Raw genomic sequence first — 13,864 nt, 5'->3', positions numbered from 1 at the left:
TGCATGCCGGAAACTATTGGTCTGGACCAGAGTGGTCAAGGGGGCGGCCGAAACTCGCCGCCGGCTACGGGAGCGGAAGCGGAAGGCTCCACTGGCCGACGTCGTCGGCCAGTCCGCCGTTGAGGGCGAACTGGACCGCGGCGGGTTCGGCGTCGGCGGGGAGCCGGAAGGTGACGAAGCCCTCCGCCGCGGCGCCGGGGTCGAGCGTGACGGTGCCGGGGAAGGCCGGTCCGGCCGCGGTGGGCAGGTCGAGCCCGGTGAACCGCTGCCCGTCGGCGTCCAGGAGATGCGTGGCCGGGGAGGGGGAGTCCTGGTAGACGGCGGTTCCGGTGTTCTCCAGGCGGAAGCGCGTCGCGACGAGCCGGTCGGGGCCGGCGGGGTCGTCGGGGTTCGTGGGGGACGCGGGTGCCGTGGGGTCGACCACCTGCGTCAACGTGACATCGAGCCGCTCGCCGGGCAGGTTCCCGGCGAGGGAGATCGTCTCGCCCGAGTCACCGGGGGCGAAGCCCAGCAGGGCGGGGGCGAGGAGCGCGAGCGCCACGAGGAGCCGTCGACCTCGGCGCATGACGGAACCTCCCGCTCCACGGGTCCCCCTGCCCACGATCCTCCGCACCCCGGGCTCCCGCCACCCTTCACTGCCAGTAGCTCCTGGGACGCGGCCCCACCACGACCTCGTTCGGCCATACCTCCCGGACCTGGCGGTACTGCCGGCGCAGCTCCTCGACCCAGCCGTCGCCCACGTCCAGCCAGAGGCGGACCGATGAGGCGGACACCTCCTCGTCGGCGACCGTGACGACGGGCACGGGCGTGGAGAACCGGCGGTCGACCTCGACGCGGATCCCGTTGCCACCGCGGCCACCGGACTCCCCGGCCGGCGGCCAGGCCGTCTCTTCCGGATCCTGCCGGGCCCGCGGTGCCCGGCACCGCACCTCGCCGCGTTGTCGGGCCCGCCCCGTCGGCCAGCCGGATCAGATCCACCTCGACGTCCCCAACCATTGGCCCCTGCCCAACCCCGAGACGATCACCACCTTCACACCTCGCATCACGCCTCGTCGGCGGGGAAGGGGGCGTTCTCGATCTGTACCGGACTCAGTGGGCTCGCTGGTTCCCAGGCGCGCGGATCGTATGCACGAAGCGTTCGGTCGGCGGGACAAGCTCTCGGACGGCGACCTCCACGAGGTGCGCCGGAGCGTCGCCCTCCGTCAGGGCCGTCACGTACTCGATGGCCTGGGCGGGGGTCAGCACAGGTAGTTTCCGGCGCAGCATGCGCAAGGCGCAGAGCCTTCCGCCGGCGGACGTCACCGCCCCGACCTCGTCGTGGAGATCGTCCACCGCAGTCCGTTCGGTCTCGCCTCTGATACGGACTCGGTAGTCCCGCTCCCACACCCCGGTCAGAGCCGAGACGACGCTGATCTGGTGCAGACCGCCGTCGACCCGGTCAACCAGGTACGGTCCGTTTCCGACCAGTGCGGAACTCGGTTTCCGGGTGCGGATGTACTCCTCGGAGGTCCAGGAGACGATCCACACCAGCTCGTGCCGCCGTGCCTGCACGATGGCCGTACGTATCGGGTCCAGCCCGATCGCCAGTTCCCTCCGGTAGTCGCGGTCCAGTTCTTCTTCGACGATCCGGATCGCGGAGTCTCGTCCCACCATGCGTGCAGCATCCCCGATGGGCTCGACCGGTGACCAGCAGGTTTCCGTCTCGCCGCGCGGTTCCGGCGGTGACAGTTAATCAGTGGAGCTCCGGAGCCGGCCGTGCCATGGTTGATCCACCGAAGGGGCGTAGCTCAGTTGGCCAGAGCACCGGTCTCCAAAACCGATGGTCGCAGGTTCGAGTCCTGCCGCCCCTGCAACGTGTCAGCAGCCATACCCATGAAGCCCGGACGGGCGACTTCTCCCGTCCGGGCTTCGCTGCGTCCACCACCGGACCACCCGGACCCGGTGGCCTGGTGGCTTCTGGCAGACTGGGCGCGTTACCCAGGCGGTGCAGGACAGGAAACCGGTGCGATTCCGGTGCGGTCCCGCCACTGTGACCGGTCCTTCCCGCGAGGGAGACCGGGAGTCAGACACTGACGCACCGCCTCCCTCGCAGTTTCACGTACCAGGGGACGCGGATCCCCCGGAGAGGCCTCGTCATGCTGTCGCGTTCCCGCGCCGCCGCCCTGCGCGCGCTCATACCCGTCGCACTCCTGATACCCCTGGCCGCGTGCGCCGGTTCCCCCGGGGTGGGGGAGGACAGGGCCGCGGGGAACCCCGCCGCCGCGCCCGGGTTTCCGTACACCCTCACCAACTGCGGTGTGAGCAGCACCTACCAGGCCCCGCCGCAGCGCGCGGTCACCATGAACCAGCACGCCACCGAGCTGCTGCTCGCCCTCGGGCTGGGCGACCGGATCGCCGGGTCCGCCTACCTCGACGACGCGGTGCTCCCGGTGTACCGGCCCGCCTACGACAAGATCAAGGTGCTGGCCAAGGAGTACCCCTCCAAGGAGATCCTGCTCGGCGCCGACCCCGACTTCGTCTACGGCGGGTACGCCAGCGCCTTCGACAAGGGACAGGGCCGCGACCGCGAGGGACTCGCCACCTCCGGCATCAACTCCCGGCTCAACGTGGAGTACTGCACCGAGGGCAAAGTCGGCCTCGACCAGCTGAAGACCGAGATCACCGAGGTGGCCCGCACCTTCGGGGTGCCCGAGCGCGGCGCGAAGCTCGTCGAGGAGGAGCAGCGCCGCATCGACGCCGTGACCGCCCGGGTCAAGGACCGGCCCCGGCCGTCCGTCTTCGTCTACGACTCCGGCGAGGCCTCCGCCGCGACCTCCGGCGGCAACGGCATCGGCAACGAGATCGTCTCGCTCTCCGGCGGCACGAACGTCTTCGCCGACCTCAAGGACACCTTCGGCGACGTGTCGTGGGAGCAGGTCATCGAGCGCCGGCCCGAGGTCGTCCTCATCTACGACTACGGCGGCACCACCGTCGAGGCCAAGAAGCAGCGACTGCTGAACGACCCGGCCCTCGCCGAGGTTCCCGCCGTCAAGAACCGGCGCTTCGTGGTGCTGCCGCTCTCCTCGGCCGTCCTCGGCGTGCGCGTCGCCGACGCCGTCGAGTCCCTCGGCGCGCAGCTCCACCCCACCGCCCCGTGAGGCTGCGCACCGTCGCAGTCCTCCTCGTCCTGGCCGCCGCGCTCGTCGTCTCCGCGGTGGCCGGCCTCGCGCTGGGGGCGGTCCGGATCGCCCCCGAGCGCGTGTTCGACATCGTCCTCGGCGGCCTGTCGGGGGAGCGGCGCACCGGCGCCTTCGCCGCCATCATCTGGGACGTCCGGCTGCCGCGCGTCCTCCTCGGGGCCGTCGTCGGCGCCGGGCTCGCGGTCGCGGGCACCGTGCTGCAGGCCCTCGTACGCAACGAGCTCGCCGACCCCTTCCTGCTCGGCGCGTCCTCCGGGGCCTCGGCCGGCGCCGTCCTCGTGATCGTCTTCGGTACGGGGGCCTTCGCGTTCGGCATGGGCCTGCCGCTCGCCGCCTTCGCCGGGTCCATGGCCGCGCTCGTCGCCGTCTACGCGATGGCCCGGCGCGGCGGAACCATGACCACCGGACGGCTCACCCTCGCCGGCGTCGCCGTGCAGTACATCCTGTCCGCCCTCACCAGCCTCGTCCTCGTGCTCTCCGCGCACCCCGACCAGATCCGCTCCGTCCTCTTCTGGACCCTCGGCGGCCTCGGCGGGGCCCGCTGGGACGAACTGACCCTGCCCGCCCTCGCGCTGCTCCTCGGCACCGGACTGCTCCTCGCCCTCGCCCGGCCGCTCGACCTGCTGCTGGCCGGAGAGGAGGGAGCTCGTACCCTCGGCCTGGACACCGGGCGCTTCCGCGCCGCCGCCTTCGTCCTCACCTCACTCGTCATCGGCGTGCTCGTCGCCTACAGCGGGGCGATCGGCTTCGTCGGGCTGATGGTTCCGCACGCCGCCCGCATGGTCGTCGGCGCCGGGCACCGGGCGCTGCTGCCGGTGGCCGCGCTGGGCGGGGCGGTGTTCCTGGTCCTGGCCGACCTGGTGGCCCGTACCGCGGCCGCGCCCGCCGAGATACCCGTCGGCGTGGTCACCGCACTCGTCGGCGGGCCGTTCTTCCTGTGGATGCTGCGCCGCTCCACCCGGACCGAGGGGGTCACCGGATGACCGGGAAGCGCGAGGCGGCGCCGCCGGTGGGACTCGCCGTCGAGGGCGTACGTTACGAGATCGACGGGCACACGCTGCTGCACGGCATCGACCTCACCGCCCGCCCCGGCGAGACGGTGGGTGTGGTCGGCCCCAACGGCAGCGGCAAGACCACCCTGCTGCGCTGCGTCTACGGAGCCCTGCGCCCCACCGCGGGCCGCGTCCTGCTGGACGGCGCGGACGCGGAGGGGCTCACCGTCAAGGACCGGGCCCGGCGCGTGGCGGTCGTACCGCAGGACGCGAGCGGCACCCTCGGGCTGACCGTCCGCGAGGTCGTCGCCATGGGGCGCAGCCCGCACAAACGGTTCTGGGAACAGGACGGACCGGGCGACGCACGGCGCGTCGCCGAGGCCCTGGAGACCGTCGACGCCGGCCGCTTCGCCGCCCGCCGCTTCGACGAGCTCTCCGGCGGCGAACGCCAGCGGGCCCTGGTGGCCCGCGCCCTCGTCCAGGACCCGGGCCTGCTGGCCCTCGACGAGCCGACCAACCACCTCGACATCCGCTACCAGCTGGAGATCCTGGCCCTGGTCCGCACCATGCCCGCCACCGGTCTGCTCGTCCTGCACGACATCAACCTCGCCGCCGCCTACTGCGACCGGCTGTACGTCCTTTCGGGAGGCCGGGTCGCCGCCTCGGGCCCGCCGCGCGAGGTGCTCACCGAGGAACTGCTGGCCGAGGTGTACGGCGTACGGACCCGCGTCGAGGTCCACCCGGACACCGGCGCGCCGAACATCGTCTACCTGCCCCTGGACGGGGACAGGCGTACGACGGCCGGATGACCTCCGGGGCCGGTGCCGGGGCCGGGAGCGGGGCCGGGAGGCGGAGCCACGGCTGCGGCGGCCTACTCGGCGCCGGGGTCCTGGTACCCGTACGGACGGGTGATGATCTCCATCCCGTGCCCGCTGGGGTCCGTGAAGTAGACCCCGCGGCCCCCGTCGTTGTGGTTGATCTCGCCGGGGTGCTTGCCGTGCGGGTCGGCGAAGTACGGGACCCCGGCCGACCGGATCTTCTCGAACGCCACGTCGAACTCCTCCTCGGAGAGGAGGAACGCGTAGTGCTGCACGGTGAGGGACTCGACCGGGATCGTCGCGAAGTCCAGGGTGACGCCGTTCGAGGTGTCGACGGGGATGAAGGGGCCCCATTCGGTCCCGACCTCGAGACCGAGGATGTGGGCCAGGAAGGTGGCGGATTCCCGGTTGTCACGGGAGTGGATGATCGTGTGGTTCAGCTGGACGGACATGAGTGAATGCCTCCGAAAGGCACGTCGCGGCGCCTCCATGCCTCACCCGGTCGGTGACCGACACGCGATGCCGTGATCACGATCCTAGACACCCCGTTCGGGCGCAGTCCACCCCCTTTCGCCCGTCCCGGAAGGCAGCAGCCACCGGCTCCCACCGGCTGCCATCGGCTCCCCTCGGCCCGCACCGGAGCCTGCGTCCCTCACGAACTCCCGTACACGGCCTCGACGTTGTCCTGCGCCGGGTGTGTCCGGCCGGCCGGGCCCGCGGCGAACACCCGCAGGAGGTTCTCGGTCACCCGCGTGGTCAGCGCCCCCGACCGCGCGTCCAGACCGTGGTTGCGCCCGCTCCGCCCGTCACCCGTCGCATCCAGCGCCTCCACCCACCGCATCGTCCCGGTCGCGAAGACCCCCGCCCCGCTCGGCACCGTGTAGTAGGCCGTGTCCTGGTGGCTGGGCCGGCCCTCGCACACCACGGGGGAGTGGGCCAGTATCTCGATCGGCCGGGGCGTCGGGAAACCGGTGTTGACCTTGTCGTACTCGACGCCGACCAAGTGCTCGAAGCGGTCGCCCGCCTTCGCGCCGGTGCCCTCGAAGAGCCAGTGCCCCGGATTGGTGACCACGTACGGGGCGTCCACCGGATAGCCGTCGTAGATCACTCCGAGCAGTGAGCTCTCCGGGTCGGCGCCGGGCGCCGAGCGGAAGTCCACCGTCGCCGGGTGGCCCCGCTTGAACCCCGGATCCTGCTCGTAGGAGGACTTGTAGCAGACCAGTGTGCGGTCCGGCCCCAGGTCGGAGGGCTCCAGCCGGATCCGGCGGAAGCAGCAGTTCGCCCCCAGGATCGCGATATTGGTTCCGGCATCGCGCGCGGCCGTGAAACGCTCCCGCTGCTCCGGCGACCAGTACTCGTCGTGCCCGAGGGAGAGCACCGCGGTCGCTCCTTCCAGGAGCCGCTTCTCCCGCGCGACGTCGGTGGTGGTCGTGTACGCGAGGGGTATGCCGAGCCGCTCGGCCAGCGCCACCAGCGGAGCCTCGTACACCAGGAACAGGCCCGCGCCGTCGTCGTAGTCGTACGGCCGGTCGAAGCTCACGGCGAGGGAGCGGGAGGCGAACCCGCCGCTGGGGCCGTCGTAGCTGCCGTAGCCGCCCCAGCGGTTGTACGCCTGCCAGGTGGCCACCGCGTTGACCACGACGGTACGTCCGGCCGTCGACGCCGAGCGGACCGTGAGCGGTACGAAGCGCTGGCCCTCGCCGCCCTGCGCGTCCAGCCGCAGCAGGTAGCAGCCCTCCGGCCAGTCCTTCGTCCCGACCGTGGCGCTACGGGTCCACCGCGTGCGGACCGTCCGGGTCCCGGCGTCCACCGAGTGCTCCGGCTGGCGGGACCCGGGCAGGGCCTCGGAGCGCCACACCAGCCGTGCGCGGGCGCCGCCGTACCAGCCCATCCGGTAGGCGGAGACGGTGAACCGGGGCGCGGTCGTCGACACGTGCAGCCCGAAGGATTCGCCGGGCAGCACACTGACCCGGTCCGCGAAGCCCTCGATCGCCCGCGCCGGGCCGGCCTTGGTCACCGGCCAGTCGGCGTGGCCCGGGCGGGCGTTCTCGGCCTTGACGTCGAAGCCTTGCGCCCCTCCCGCCGGCGGCTTCCCGCCCGGCGCGGCGGACTCCGACGTCGACCCGGGACCCGCCCCGGATCCGCCGTCGCTGCCGCCGTTGTTGCCGCCGTTCGCGCACCCGCTCACGGCCCCCAGGCCCGCAGCCGTGGCCGCCCCCGTCGCGATCGCGAGGAACCGCCGCCTGCCCGCGCCTTCGCCTGCGCCTTCGCCGTTCGCGGCAGCCCCGGCCATGTACTTCTGATCCATGGAGGGCACGTTATGTGACGCTTGGGCCCGGGCTTCCATCGGCCTGCTCGCACCGATGATCCCCGGTGCGGCATGATCCGGATCATGACGCACCCACCCCTGCCGACCACCGAGTCCGCCGTCACCGCGATCCGGGCCATCGCCGCCGAGTACCGGCTGCCCATGTCGGTCACCGACGACATCGGTGCCGACCAGACGTCGCGCAGGACGTCCGCGGCCCTCTTCGCCGTCGCCGACCCCGACGGGTCGCTGCCTCATGAGGCGTTCGTCGAACTGGGCGGCAGCCCGGCGGTCACCGTGCACCTCTTCCCCGAGGGCGACGCTCACATCACCGTGGACGGCGTGGAGTTCCTCGACGTCCCCCGCGATGCCGTCCCGCCGTTCCTGACGTCCGTCTACGGCCGACTGGCCTTCGTGAAGGGGCGGTTCTTCCCGCCCGGCTACTCGCTCGTCGTCCCCCTGCCCGGCGACGAGACATACAAGGAACACATCGCCGGCCCTTCGCTCACGCCCTGGCTCGCCGCCCGCGTCCGCGACTAGGCCGTCTCTTTCGGATCTTGCCGGGCCCGCGGCGCCCGGCACCGCACCTCGCCGCGTTGTCGGGCCCGCCCCGGTACGTCCGGTACAAGGACGACCCTCCGCCTTGCGATCCTTCCCCTCAGCCCTGCGGGCCTGGGGAGACCCCATGGCACCGGACGCCGCGGGCTCGGCCGACAAGATCCGAAAGAGACGGCCCAGGAGCTGTCCGGCCGATCATGCGGCTGTCGCCCGGTCTGCTCGTTGTCCAGATATGGGGCGGGGAGAACGCGGTGATCTGTCGGACGCGGAGTGGGAGCGGCTACAGCCGTTCCTGCCGGTGGGCAACGGCCGGTACGGACGATGGCGCGCTCACCGGCAGGTGATCGACGGAATTCTGCACCGGGTGCGGACCGGACTGGGACGTCGCGGTGGACTCCACCATCGTGCGCGCACCAGCACGCGGCCGGCGCCAGGACCGACCCGCCGCCGGGACCTGCCGCGTCGAAGGGGGGACGAGGGGCCAGAACATCAGGACGAGCCGCCGTGGCAGAGCCTCCTCGGCCGCCTGGTGGAGGTGGTGAGCGAGGCGAGGGCCTGGGCCGCTCGCGGGGCGGCTTCACCAGCAAGGTTCATCTGAGTGCCGACGGCCGCTGCCGCCCGCTGTCCCTGGTCATCACCGCAGGACAACGGGCGGACTGCACGCAGTTCGTGCCAGTGCTGGAGAAGATCCGCGTTCCCGCCTCGGCGCGGGCCGGCCCCGCAAAAGGCCCGACAGCGTCGCGGCAGACAAGGGATACAGCAACGGCCGGCTCCTGCCGCGAGTACGTGCGGCGTCGGGGTATCCGGCACACGATTCCTGCGCGGTCATGATTCGCCGTGCTGGTCATCCGTCTCGGACGCAACCGGCTCGGCGCCGAGCGGCCAGCGGTAGCCGGCGTCATGCAGCTTGCTCAACGCCGAGTGATCATTGGACACCAGCACCTGGGCCAACCGGGCCGCCGCGGCGACGACAGCAGACCAGCCCGGTGAGTCCAGATAAGCCTCGTCGCGGGCAGCGGCGCCGACCGAGTCCCGCACCGCGCTGTAGGCGGTACCGATACCTGCCATCAGCTCAACTTCCTCCTCGCTGCGAAGGCACTGCCCCAGCCAGGGCGACGGATTGTCCGCATCGCAGAAGTCGCCGAAAAGCACATGCACGGTGTAGTCGAGGTCCTCGAACCGATCCGGATCGAGCCACACCTCTCGCTGCCATGTCGGGCTGGCCAGCGCCACGACGGCAGGAACGACATGGAGGCGGTAGTGGGGCAGAGCAATACCGTGATCAATCACGAGCCAGGAGTACGCACCTCATGATCGACCGGACAGCTCGCAGACCGTCTCGCCCGGGGCCGTGAGCGCCGAGCCGCCTGCTCCACGCGGACCACCGTCGAAATCGCGGACCTCCGCCCGCCGAAATCCACGGCCGGATCCGGGGAGGACGGCCTGGGCTGCCCCCTGTTGGGCCGGGAAGCGACCGACTTCGGGGGAAGGTGGGATGACGTACAGCAGCGCGCACGAACCGGGCACGGTACGGAAGTTGTGGCAGTTGCTCGAACCGGTCCATGCCGTCGTCTACTTCGCGCCCGAGGCCTACGAGGAGGCCGGCGGGCTCGGGTACGCCACCGACGACCGGTGGCCGATGTACTTCGCCTACCGGGCCGCACCGCTGGGACCGGCCGGCGCGGGGCTCGTGAGCGCCCTCTTCTCCAGCTTCAGCCCGCGCATGGTGGAGCATTACCTCGCGCAGTCCTGGCACACCGCCCCGCCCGCCCGGGTGCTCGCGGCCCGGGCGGTTGCCGCAGACCGTGCTCTGCACGCCCTGTTCGGCGAGCGCACCGCCTCCCCGGAGCTGGCCGAGGCCGCCCGGCTCGCCCGGCGCGCCGCCGAGGCCGTCACCACCGGCGGACGCCCGCTGGCCGCCGCCAACGCCGCCCTGCCCTGGCCCGAGGCACCGCACACCGTGCTCTGGCACGCCGCGACGATCCTGCGCGAGCACCGCGGGGACGGCCACCTCGCAGCCCTCCAGGCCCACCACCTCGACCCGGTCGAGTCCCTGGTCCTGCAGTCGGGTGTGGGAGCCGCCCCGGCGGAGTGGTTCGAGAGCCGCCAGTGGTCCGCCGACGCATGGCAGGCCGCCCGCGGCAGGCTCGCCGCCCGTGGCCTGCTGGCCGAGGACGGCGACCGCGACGGTGACGGTGCGGCCACCGCGGCCGGTCTGGCGCTGCGCACCGAGGTCGAGAAACTCACCGACGAACTCGCCTCGGGCCCGTGGTCGGCACTGACCCCGCAGGAAGTGGCCCGGCTCGCGGAACTGCTGCTGCCGCCGGTCCTCGACATCGTCGGCGCCGCGATCCTCCCGACCCGGGGCACCCTGGGCATCGGGATGAAGTACGACTACGAGGGCTGATCCGCCGCTCGCGAGGAACCTCCGTGAAGTACGCCTTCTCCACACTCGGCCTGCCCGGCGCGCCGCTCGACCGCAGCGCCGCCCTGGCGGCGACCCACGGCTTCGACGGCCTCGAACTGCGCGCCCACCCCGAGGAACCCCTGCACACGGACAGTGCGGCGGCCGAGCGCTCCGCCGCGCTGCGGACGCTGGCCGCCTCGGGGGTCGCCGTGCTCGCCGTCGCAGGCTATGCCCGGGTGGCCGCACCGGGCCCGGACGAGCCGGTCCTCGCCGAACTGCGCGCCCTGGTCCGGCTCGCGGCCGATCTGGAGGCCCCCTGCGTACGGGTCTTCCCCGGCGGCGGTGACCCGCCCGGGCAGGGCGACGATGTCCGGGCCGTCGGCCGGCTGCTGGCCGCGGCGCCGTTCGCCGAGCGCCACGGGGTACGGATCCTGCTGGAGACCCACGACTCGCACCGCACCGGCGCCGCGGTCGCCCGGGTGCTCGGCGGGGTCGCGCATCCGGGTGTCGGCGCCCTGTGGGACGTACTGCACACCTGGCTGGGCGGTGAGCCGCCGGCCGCCTCGTACCGGGCCATGGCCGCGCACCTGGGCTACGTACAGGTGAAGGACGTGCGGTCGGCGCGGGACCTCACCCCCGTCGCGCTCGGCGCCGGGGTACTGCCGCTGGCCGAGGTGGTCGCCGCCGTACCGCGGGACGGCTGGCTCTGCTGGGAGTACGAAAAGCGCTGGTACCCCGCGGCCGCCGACCTGTCCGGACTGCTCGCGCGGGGCCGCGCCTACCTGCATGGGCTGGTGGAGGAGCGGCCCCGCAGCGCCCGGGGGGCTGGAGAGGATTAGGAACTGCTCATGCGGGCACGATGACGGACCGGTCCCCCTCCGGGTCACCCGGCCCCCCCGGGGTCATTCGCGTCGCTCCGCACGTCGGCACCGCATCCCGCCGAGGCGCGCCGGCCCGCCTTCCACCGCTTCACCCACGACCTCACCACGCACGGGCCGGCCGACGCCTTCGTCGACATGTCCGGCTGGGGGACCGGCCTGGTCTGGCTGAACGGCTTCCTCCTCGGCCACTACGACACCCCGCGCGGCCCGCAGCGCACGCTCTACGCCCCCGGACCCCTCTGGCACGCGGCGGCCGACACCGGGACCACCACGAACGAGATCATCGTGCTCGAACTGGAGCGCCCCGGCACCGAACTTCCTCTGCGCGACCGGCCCGACCTGGGCCGCACCACGGTCGTCACCCTCGAGTGAGACAATTCCCCACGTGAAGCGCACGAGCACCCGCCTCGCCGACGGCCGCGAGATCCTCTACTACGACACCGGCGACGGCTCCCCCCGCGCCTTCCCCGACACCCGCCCGCTCGCCACGTCGGCCTCCGTCACCCGCTCCGAGGTACGGCGCGACCGGCTGCTCGGCGACCACGTCGTCATCGCCTCCCACCGGCAGGGCCGCACCTACCACCCGCCCGCCGACGCGTGCCCGCTGTGCCCCTCCACCGAGGAACGCGCGAGCGAGATCCCGGCCCCCCACTACGAGGTGGCCGTCTTCGAGAACCGGTTCCCCTCCCTCGCCGGCGACACGGGCCGCTGCGAGGTCATCTGCTTCACCCCCGACCACCTGACCTCCTTCGCCGAGCTCGACGAGGAGCGCGCCGCGCTCGTCCTCGCGGCCTGGAGCGACCGCACCGCCGAGCTCTCCGCCCGCGAGGGGATCCGACAGGTCTACTGCTTCGAGAACCGGGGCGCCGAGATCGGCGTCACCCTCGCCCATCCGCACGGCCAGATCTACGCCTTCCCCTTCGTCACCCCGCGCACCACGCGCATGCTCGCCACCGTCGCCGACCACCGCGAGCGCACCGGAGGCAACCTGTTCGACGAGGTACTGGCCGCCGAACGCGCCGAAGGCACCCGCATCGTCCTCGAAACGGAGCACTGGACGGCCTTCGTGCCCTACGCGGCGCGCTGGCCCTACGAGGTCCACCTCTACCCGCGCCACCGGGTCCCCGACCTCCCCGCCCTCGGCGACGCCGCCCGCGCCGAGTTCCCGCAGGTCTACCTGGAGCTGCTGCGCCGCTTCGACCGGCTCTTCGACCGGCCCGAGCCGACCCCGTACATCTCCGCCTGGCACCAGGCCCCCACCGGCGAGGGCCGCGGGGACTTCGCGCTCCACCTGGAGCTCTTCACGGTCCGCCGGACCGCGGACAAGCTGAAGTACCTGGCCGGGACCGAGTCCGGCATGGAGGCCTACATGAACGATGTACGGCCCGAGGACGCGGCCGCGCGGCTGCGGGAGGTGGCGAGCGCGTGAGCGACACGGCGCAGGACGAGTTCCGGCAGCTGTACGGGTATCCGCCCGAGGGTGTCTGGGCGGCCCCCGGCCGGGTCAACCTGATCGGCGAACATACCGACTACAACGACGGCTTCGCGCTGCCCTTCGCCCTCCCGCAGCGTACCGAGGTGGCCGCCGCCCGGCGCACCGACGGGATCCTGCGGGTCCACTCCGCCGACGCCCCCTCCGGCGCCGTCACCCTCGAGCTCGCGGGTCTCGACCCGGCGGGCCCTCCGCGGGGCACATCGGGATGGGCCGCGTACCCGGCCGGGGTCGTATGGGCCCTGCTGGACGCGGGACTTCCGGTCGGCGGAGCCGACCTGTACGTACGGTCCGACGTACCGACCGGCGCCGGCCTGTCCTCCTCCGCCGCCCTGGAGGTGGCCACCGCGCTGTCGCTGACCGACCTCTACGAGATCCCGCTCACCCGGCCCGAACTGGCCGTACTCGCCCGGCGCGCCGAGAACGCGTACGTGGGCGTCCCCTGCGGGATCATGGACCAGATGGCCTCGGCATGCGCCACCGAGGGACACGCCCTCCACCTCGACACCCGCACCCTCGAACAGCGCGGCATCCCGTTCGACTGCGCGTCGGCCGGCCTGAGCCTCCTCGTCATCGACACCCGGGTCAAGCACGCACTGGCCGACGGGGCCTACGCCCAGCGCCGGGCCTCCTGCCACCGGGCGGCCCAGACCCTCGGCCTGCCCGCCCTGCGCGACATCCCGTACGAGGGACTGGAGCGGGCGCTGGCCCGCCTGGACGACCCGGTGCAGCGCAAGCGGGTCCGGCACGTCGTGACCGAGAACGAACGGGTGCTGCGCATCGAGGAGTTGCTGCGCGGCGGCCGACTGCGCGAGGCGGGCCCGCTGCTGACCGAAGGACACGTCTCGCTGCGGGACGACTACGAGGTGTCCTGCCCGGAGCTCGACCTCGCGGTGGCCACGGCCGACGCGGCGGGCGCGTACGGCTCCCGGATGACGGGCGGCGGATTCGGCGGCTCCGCCCTGGCCCTGATCGAAGCGGAGGCCGAGCAGACGGTGACGCGCGCGGTGACGGAGGCCTTCCGCCGCGCGGACCTCGCCCCACCCCACATCACACCGGCCGCCCCGTCCCCGGGCGCCACCCGCCTCGCCTAGGCCGTCTCTTCCGGATCTTGCCCTGGTCACGCCTGCCGGGCCGGACGGACGGGAGACCCGGTCATTTAATTGACTGGCACACGGGGCGCGGGCCTGCCTAGTGTGACGGCGCGACCGCGTCCCCCGATGCGCTCG

The 13,864-nt window shown here is 72.7% G+C and carries 14 protein-coding genes, 1 tRNA gene, 2 pseudogenes and 1 riboswitch; of the genes and pseudogenes, 11 read left to right on the top strand and 6 right to left on the bottom strand.

Features of this window, described 5'->3' with window-relative positions; translation table 11 throughout:
• Positions 1–64 precede the first annotated feature (64 nt).
• From OG373_RS03345 to OG373_RS03335, 3 genes are all read right to left on the bottom strand, one after another.
• Positions 65–565, bottom strand: a complete 501-nt coding sequence (locus tag OG373_RS03345; RefSeq protein ID WP_405435710.1) for a hypothetical protein — start codon at positions 563–565, stop codon at positions 65–67.
• Between the two features lie 67 nt (positions 566–632).
• Positions 633–929, bottom strand: coding sequence for a DUF5959 family protein (locus OG373_RS03340; RefSeq protein WP_405435709.1), 297 nt, complete (start codon positions 927–929; stop codon positions 633–635).
• Between the two features lie 160 nt (positions 930–1,089).
• The gene (locus OG373_RS03335; protein WP_405435707.1) at positions 1,090–1,653 is read right to left on the bottom strand and encodes a YrhB domain-containing protein; all 564 of its coding nucleotides are present in this window, start codon (positions 1,651–1,653) and stop codon (positions 1,090–1,092) included.
• Positions 1,654–1,776: 123 nt separating this feature from the next.
• On the opposite strand from OG373_RS03335, the gene OG373_RS03330 reads away from it, so the two are divergent.
• The 4 genes from OG373_RS03330 (at position 1,777) to OG373_RS03315 (ending at position 4,980) form a co-directional block, all read left to right on the top strand.
• Positions 1,777–1,850: transfer RNA gene (locus tag OG373_RS03330), tRNA-Trp, on the top strand.
• A 103-nt stretch (positions 1,851–1,953) separates the two neighbouring features.
• A riboswitch (cobalamin riboswitch) is annotated at positions 1,954–2,093 on the top strand.
• 45 nt (positions 2,094–2,138) lie between these two features.
• Positions 2,139–3,137 (top strand): ABC transporter substrate-binding protein, encoded by a 999-nt coding sequence (locus tag OG373_RS03325; protein WP_405443918.1) that lies wholly within the window; start codon positions 2,139–2,141, stop codon positions 3,135–3,137.
• Positions 3,134–4,162 (top strand): FecCD family ABC transporter permease, encoded by a 1,029-nt coding sequence (locus OG373_RS03320; RefSeq protein WP_405435706.1) that lies wholly within the window; start codon positions 3,134–3,136, stop codon positions 4,160–4,162. Before OG373_RS03325 ends, OG373_RS03320 begins: the two co-directional genes overlap by 4 nt.
• Positions 4,159–4,980: an ABC transporter ATP-binding protein gene (locus OG373_RS03315; RefSeq protein WP_405435704.1), complete on the top strand. Its 822-nt coding sequence runs from the start codon at positions 4,159–4,161 to the stop codon at positions 4,978–4,980. Before OG373_RS03320 ends, OG373_RS03315 begins: the two co-directional genes overlap by 4 nt.
• Positions 4,981–5,042: 62 nt before the next feature.
• On the opposite strand, the gene OG373_RS03310 is transcribed toward OG373_RS03315, so the two are convergent.
• Together OG373_RS03310 and OG373_RS03305 are read right to left on the bottom strand one after the other, a co-directional pair.
• The gene (locus OG373_RS03310; RefSeq protein WP_405435703.1) at positions 5,043–5,441 is read right to left on the bottom strand and encodes a VOC family protein; all 399 of its coding nucleotides are present in this window, start codon (positions 5,439–5,441) and stop codon (positions 5,043–5,045) included.
• 200 nt (positions 5,442–5,641) lie between these two features.
• The gene (locus OG373_RS03305; RefSeq protein WP_405435701.1) at positions 5,642–7,297 is read right to left on the bottom strand and encodes a N,N-dimethylformamidase beta subunit family domain-containing protein; all 1,656 of its coding nucleotides are present in this window, start codon (positions 7,295–7,297) and stop codon (positions 5,642–5,644) included.
• A gap of 84 nt (positions 7,298–7,381) precedes the next feature.
• On the opposite strand from OG373_RS03305, the gene OG373_RS03300 reads away from it, so the two are divergent.
• Positions 7,382–7,837 carry a hypothetical protein gene (locus OG373_RS03300; protein ID WP_405435699.1) on the top strand — a complete coding sequence of 152 codons (456 nt, stop codon included), beginning with the start codon at positions 7,382–7,384 and terminating at the stop codon, positions 7,835–7,837.
• A 392-nt stretch (positions 7,838–8,229) separates the two neighbouring features.
• A pseudogene (locus OG373_RS03295) lies at positions 8,230–8,518 on the top strand (hypothetical protein); the annotation flags it as partial.
• Between the two features lie 162 nt (positions 8,519–8,680).
• On the opposite strand, the gene OG373_RS03290 reads toward OG373_RS03295, so the two are convergent.
• Positions 8,681–9,145: a hypothetical protein gene (locus tag OG373_RS03290; protein WP_405435698.1), complete on the bottom strand. Its 465-nt coding sequence runs from the start codon at positions 9,143–9,145 to the stop codon at positions 8,681–8,683.
• Positions 9,146–9,350: 205 nt separating this feature from the next.
• On the opposite strand from OG373_RS03290, the gene OG373_RS03285 reads away from it, so the two are divergent.
• From OG373_RS03285 to galK, 5 genes and pseudogenes are all read left to right on the top strand, one after another.
• Positions 9,351–10,262, top strand: a complete 912-nt coding sequence (locus tag OG373_RS03285) for an SCO6745 family protein (protein WP_405435696.1) — start codon at positions 9,351–9,353, stop codon at positions 10,260–10,262.
• 23 nt (positions 10,263–10,285) lie between these two features.
• Positions 10,286–11,101 carry a sugar phosphate isomerase/epimerase family protein gene (locus tag OG373_RS03280; protein WP_405435694.1) on the top strand — a complete coding sequence of 272 codons (816 nt, stop codon included), beginning with the start codon at positions 10,286–10,288 and terminating at the stop codon, positions 11,099–11,101.
• A 126-nt stretch (positions 11,102–11,227) separates the two neighbouring features.
• Positions 11,228–11,515, top strand: a pseudogene (locus OG373_RS03275) (hypothetical protein); the annotation flags it as partial.
• Positions 11,516–11,528: 13 nt separating this feature from the next.
• Positions 11,529–12,572 (top strand): galactose-1-phosphate uridylyltransferase, encoded by a 1,044-nt coding sequence (gene galT / locus OG373_RS03270; RefSeq protein WP_405435692.1) that lies wholly within the window; start codon positions 11,529–11,531, stop codon positions 12,570–12,572.
• Positions 12,569–13,729, top strand: a complete 1,161-nt coding sequence (gene galK, locus OG373_RS03265; protein WP_405435691.1) for a galactokinase — start codon at positions 12,569–12,571, stop codon at positions 13,727–13,729. Before galT ends, galK begins: the two co-directional genes overlap by 4 nt.
• The last annotated feature ends 135 nt before the right edge of the window (positions 13,730–13,864 follow it).

The organism is Streptomyces avidinii, assembly GCF_045161815.1.
GTDB classification, from domain to species: Bacteria; Actinomycetota; Actinomycetes; order Streptomycetales; family Streptomycetaceae; genus Streptomyces; species Streptomyces avidinii.
This window is presented reverse-complemented; position numbering and strand designations above follow the sequence as displayed.

Excerpts from the sequence above, each read along its gene's own strand:
- OG373_RS03305 (WP_405435701.1), bottom strand. The coding sequence starts at position 7,297 with ATGGATCAGAAGTACATGGCCGGGGCTGCCGCGAACGGCGAAGGCGCA.
- OG373_RS03345 (WP_405435710.1), bottom strand. The coding sequence starts at position 565 with ATGCGCCGAGGTCGACGGCTCCTCGTGGCGCTCGCGCTCCTCGCCCCC.
- OG373_RS03335 (WP_405435707.1), bottom strand. The coding sequence starts at position 1,653 with ATGGTGGGACGAGACTCCGCGATCCGGATCGTCGAAGAAGAACTGGAC.
- OG373_RS03285 (WP_405435696.1), top strand. The coding sequence starts at position 9,351 with ATGACGTACAGCAGCGCGCACGAACCGGGCACGGTACGGAAGTTGTGG.
- OG373_RS03310 (WP_405435703.1), bottom strand. The coding sequence starts at position 5,441 with ATGTCCGTCCAGCTGAACCACACGATCATCCACTCCCGTGACAACCGG.
- OG373_RS03300 (WP_405435699.1), top strand. The coding sequence starts at position 7,382 with ATGACGCACCCACCCCTGCCGACCACCGAGTCCGCCGTCACCGCGATC.
- OG373_RS03315 (WP_405435704.1), top strand. The coding sequence starts at position 4,159 with ATGACCGGGAAGCGCGAGGCGGCGCCGCCGGTGGGACTCGCCGTCGAG.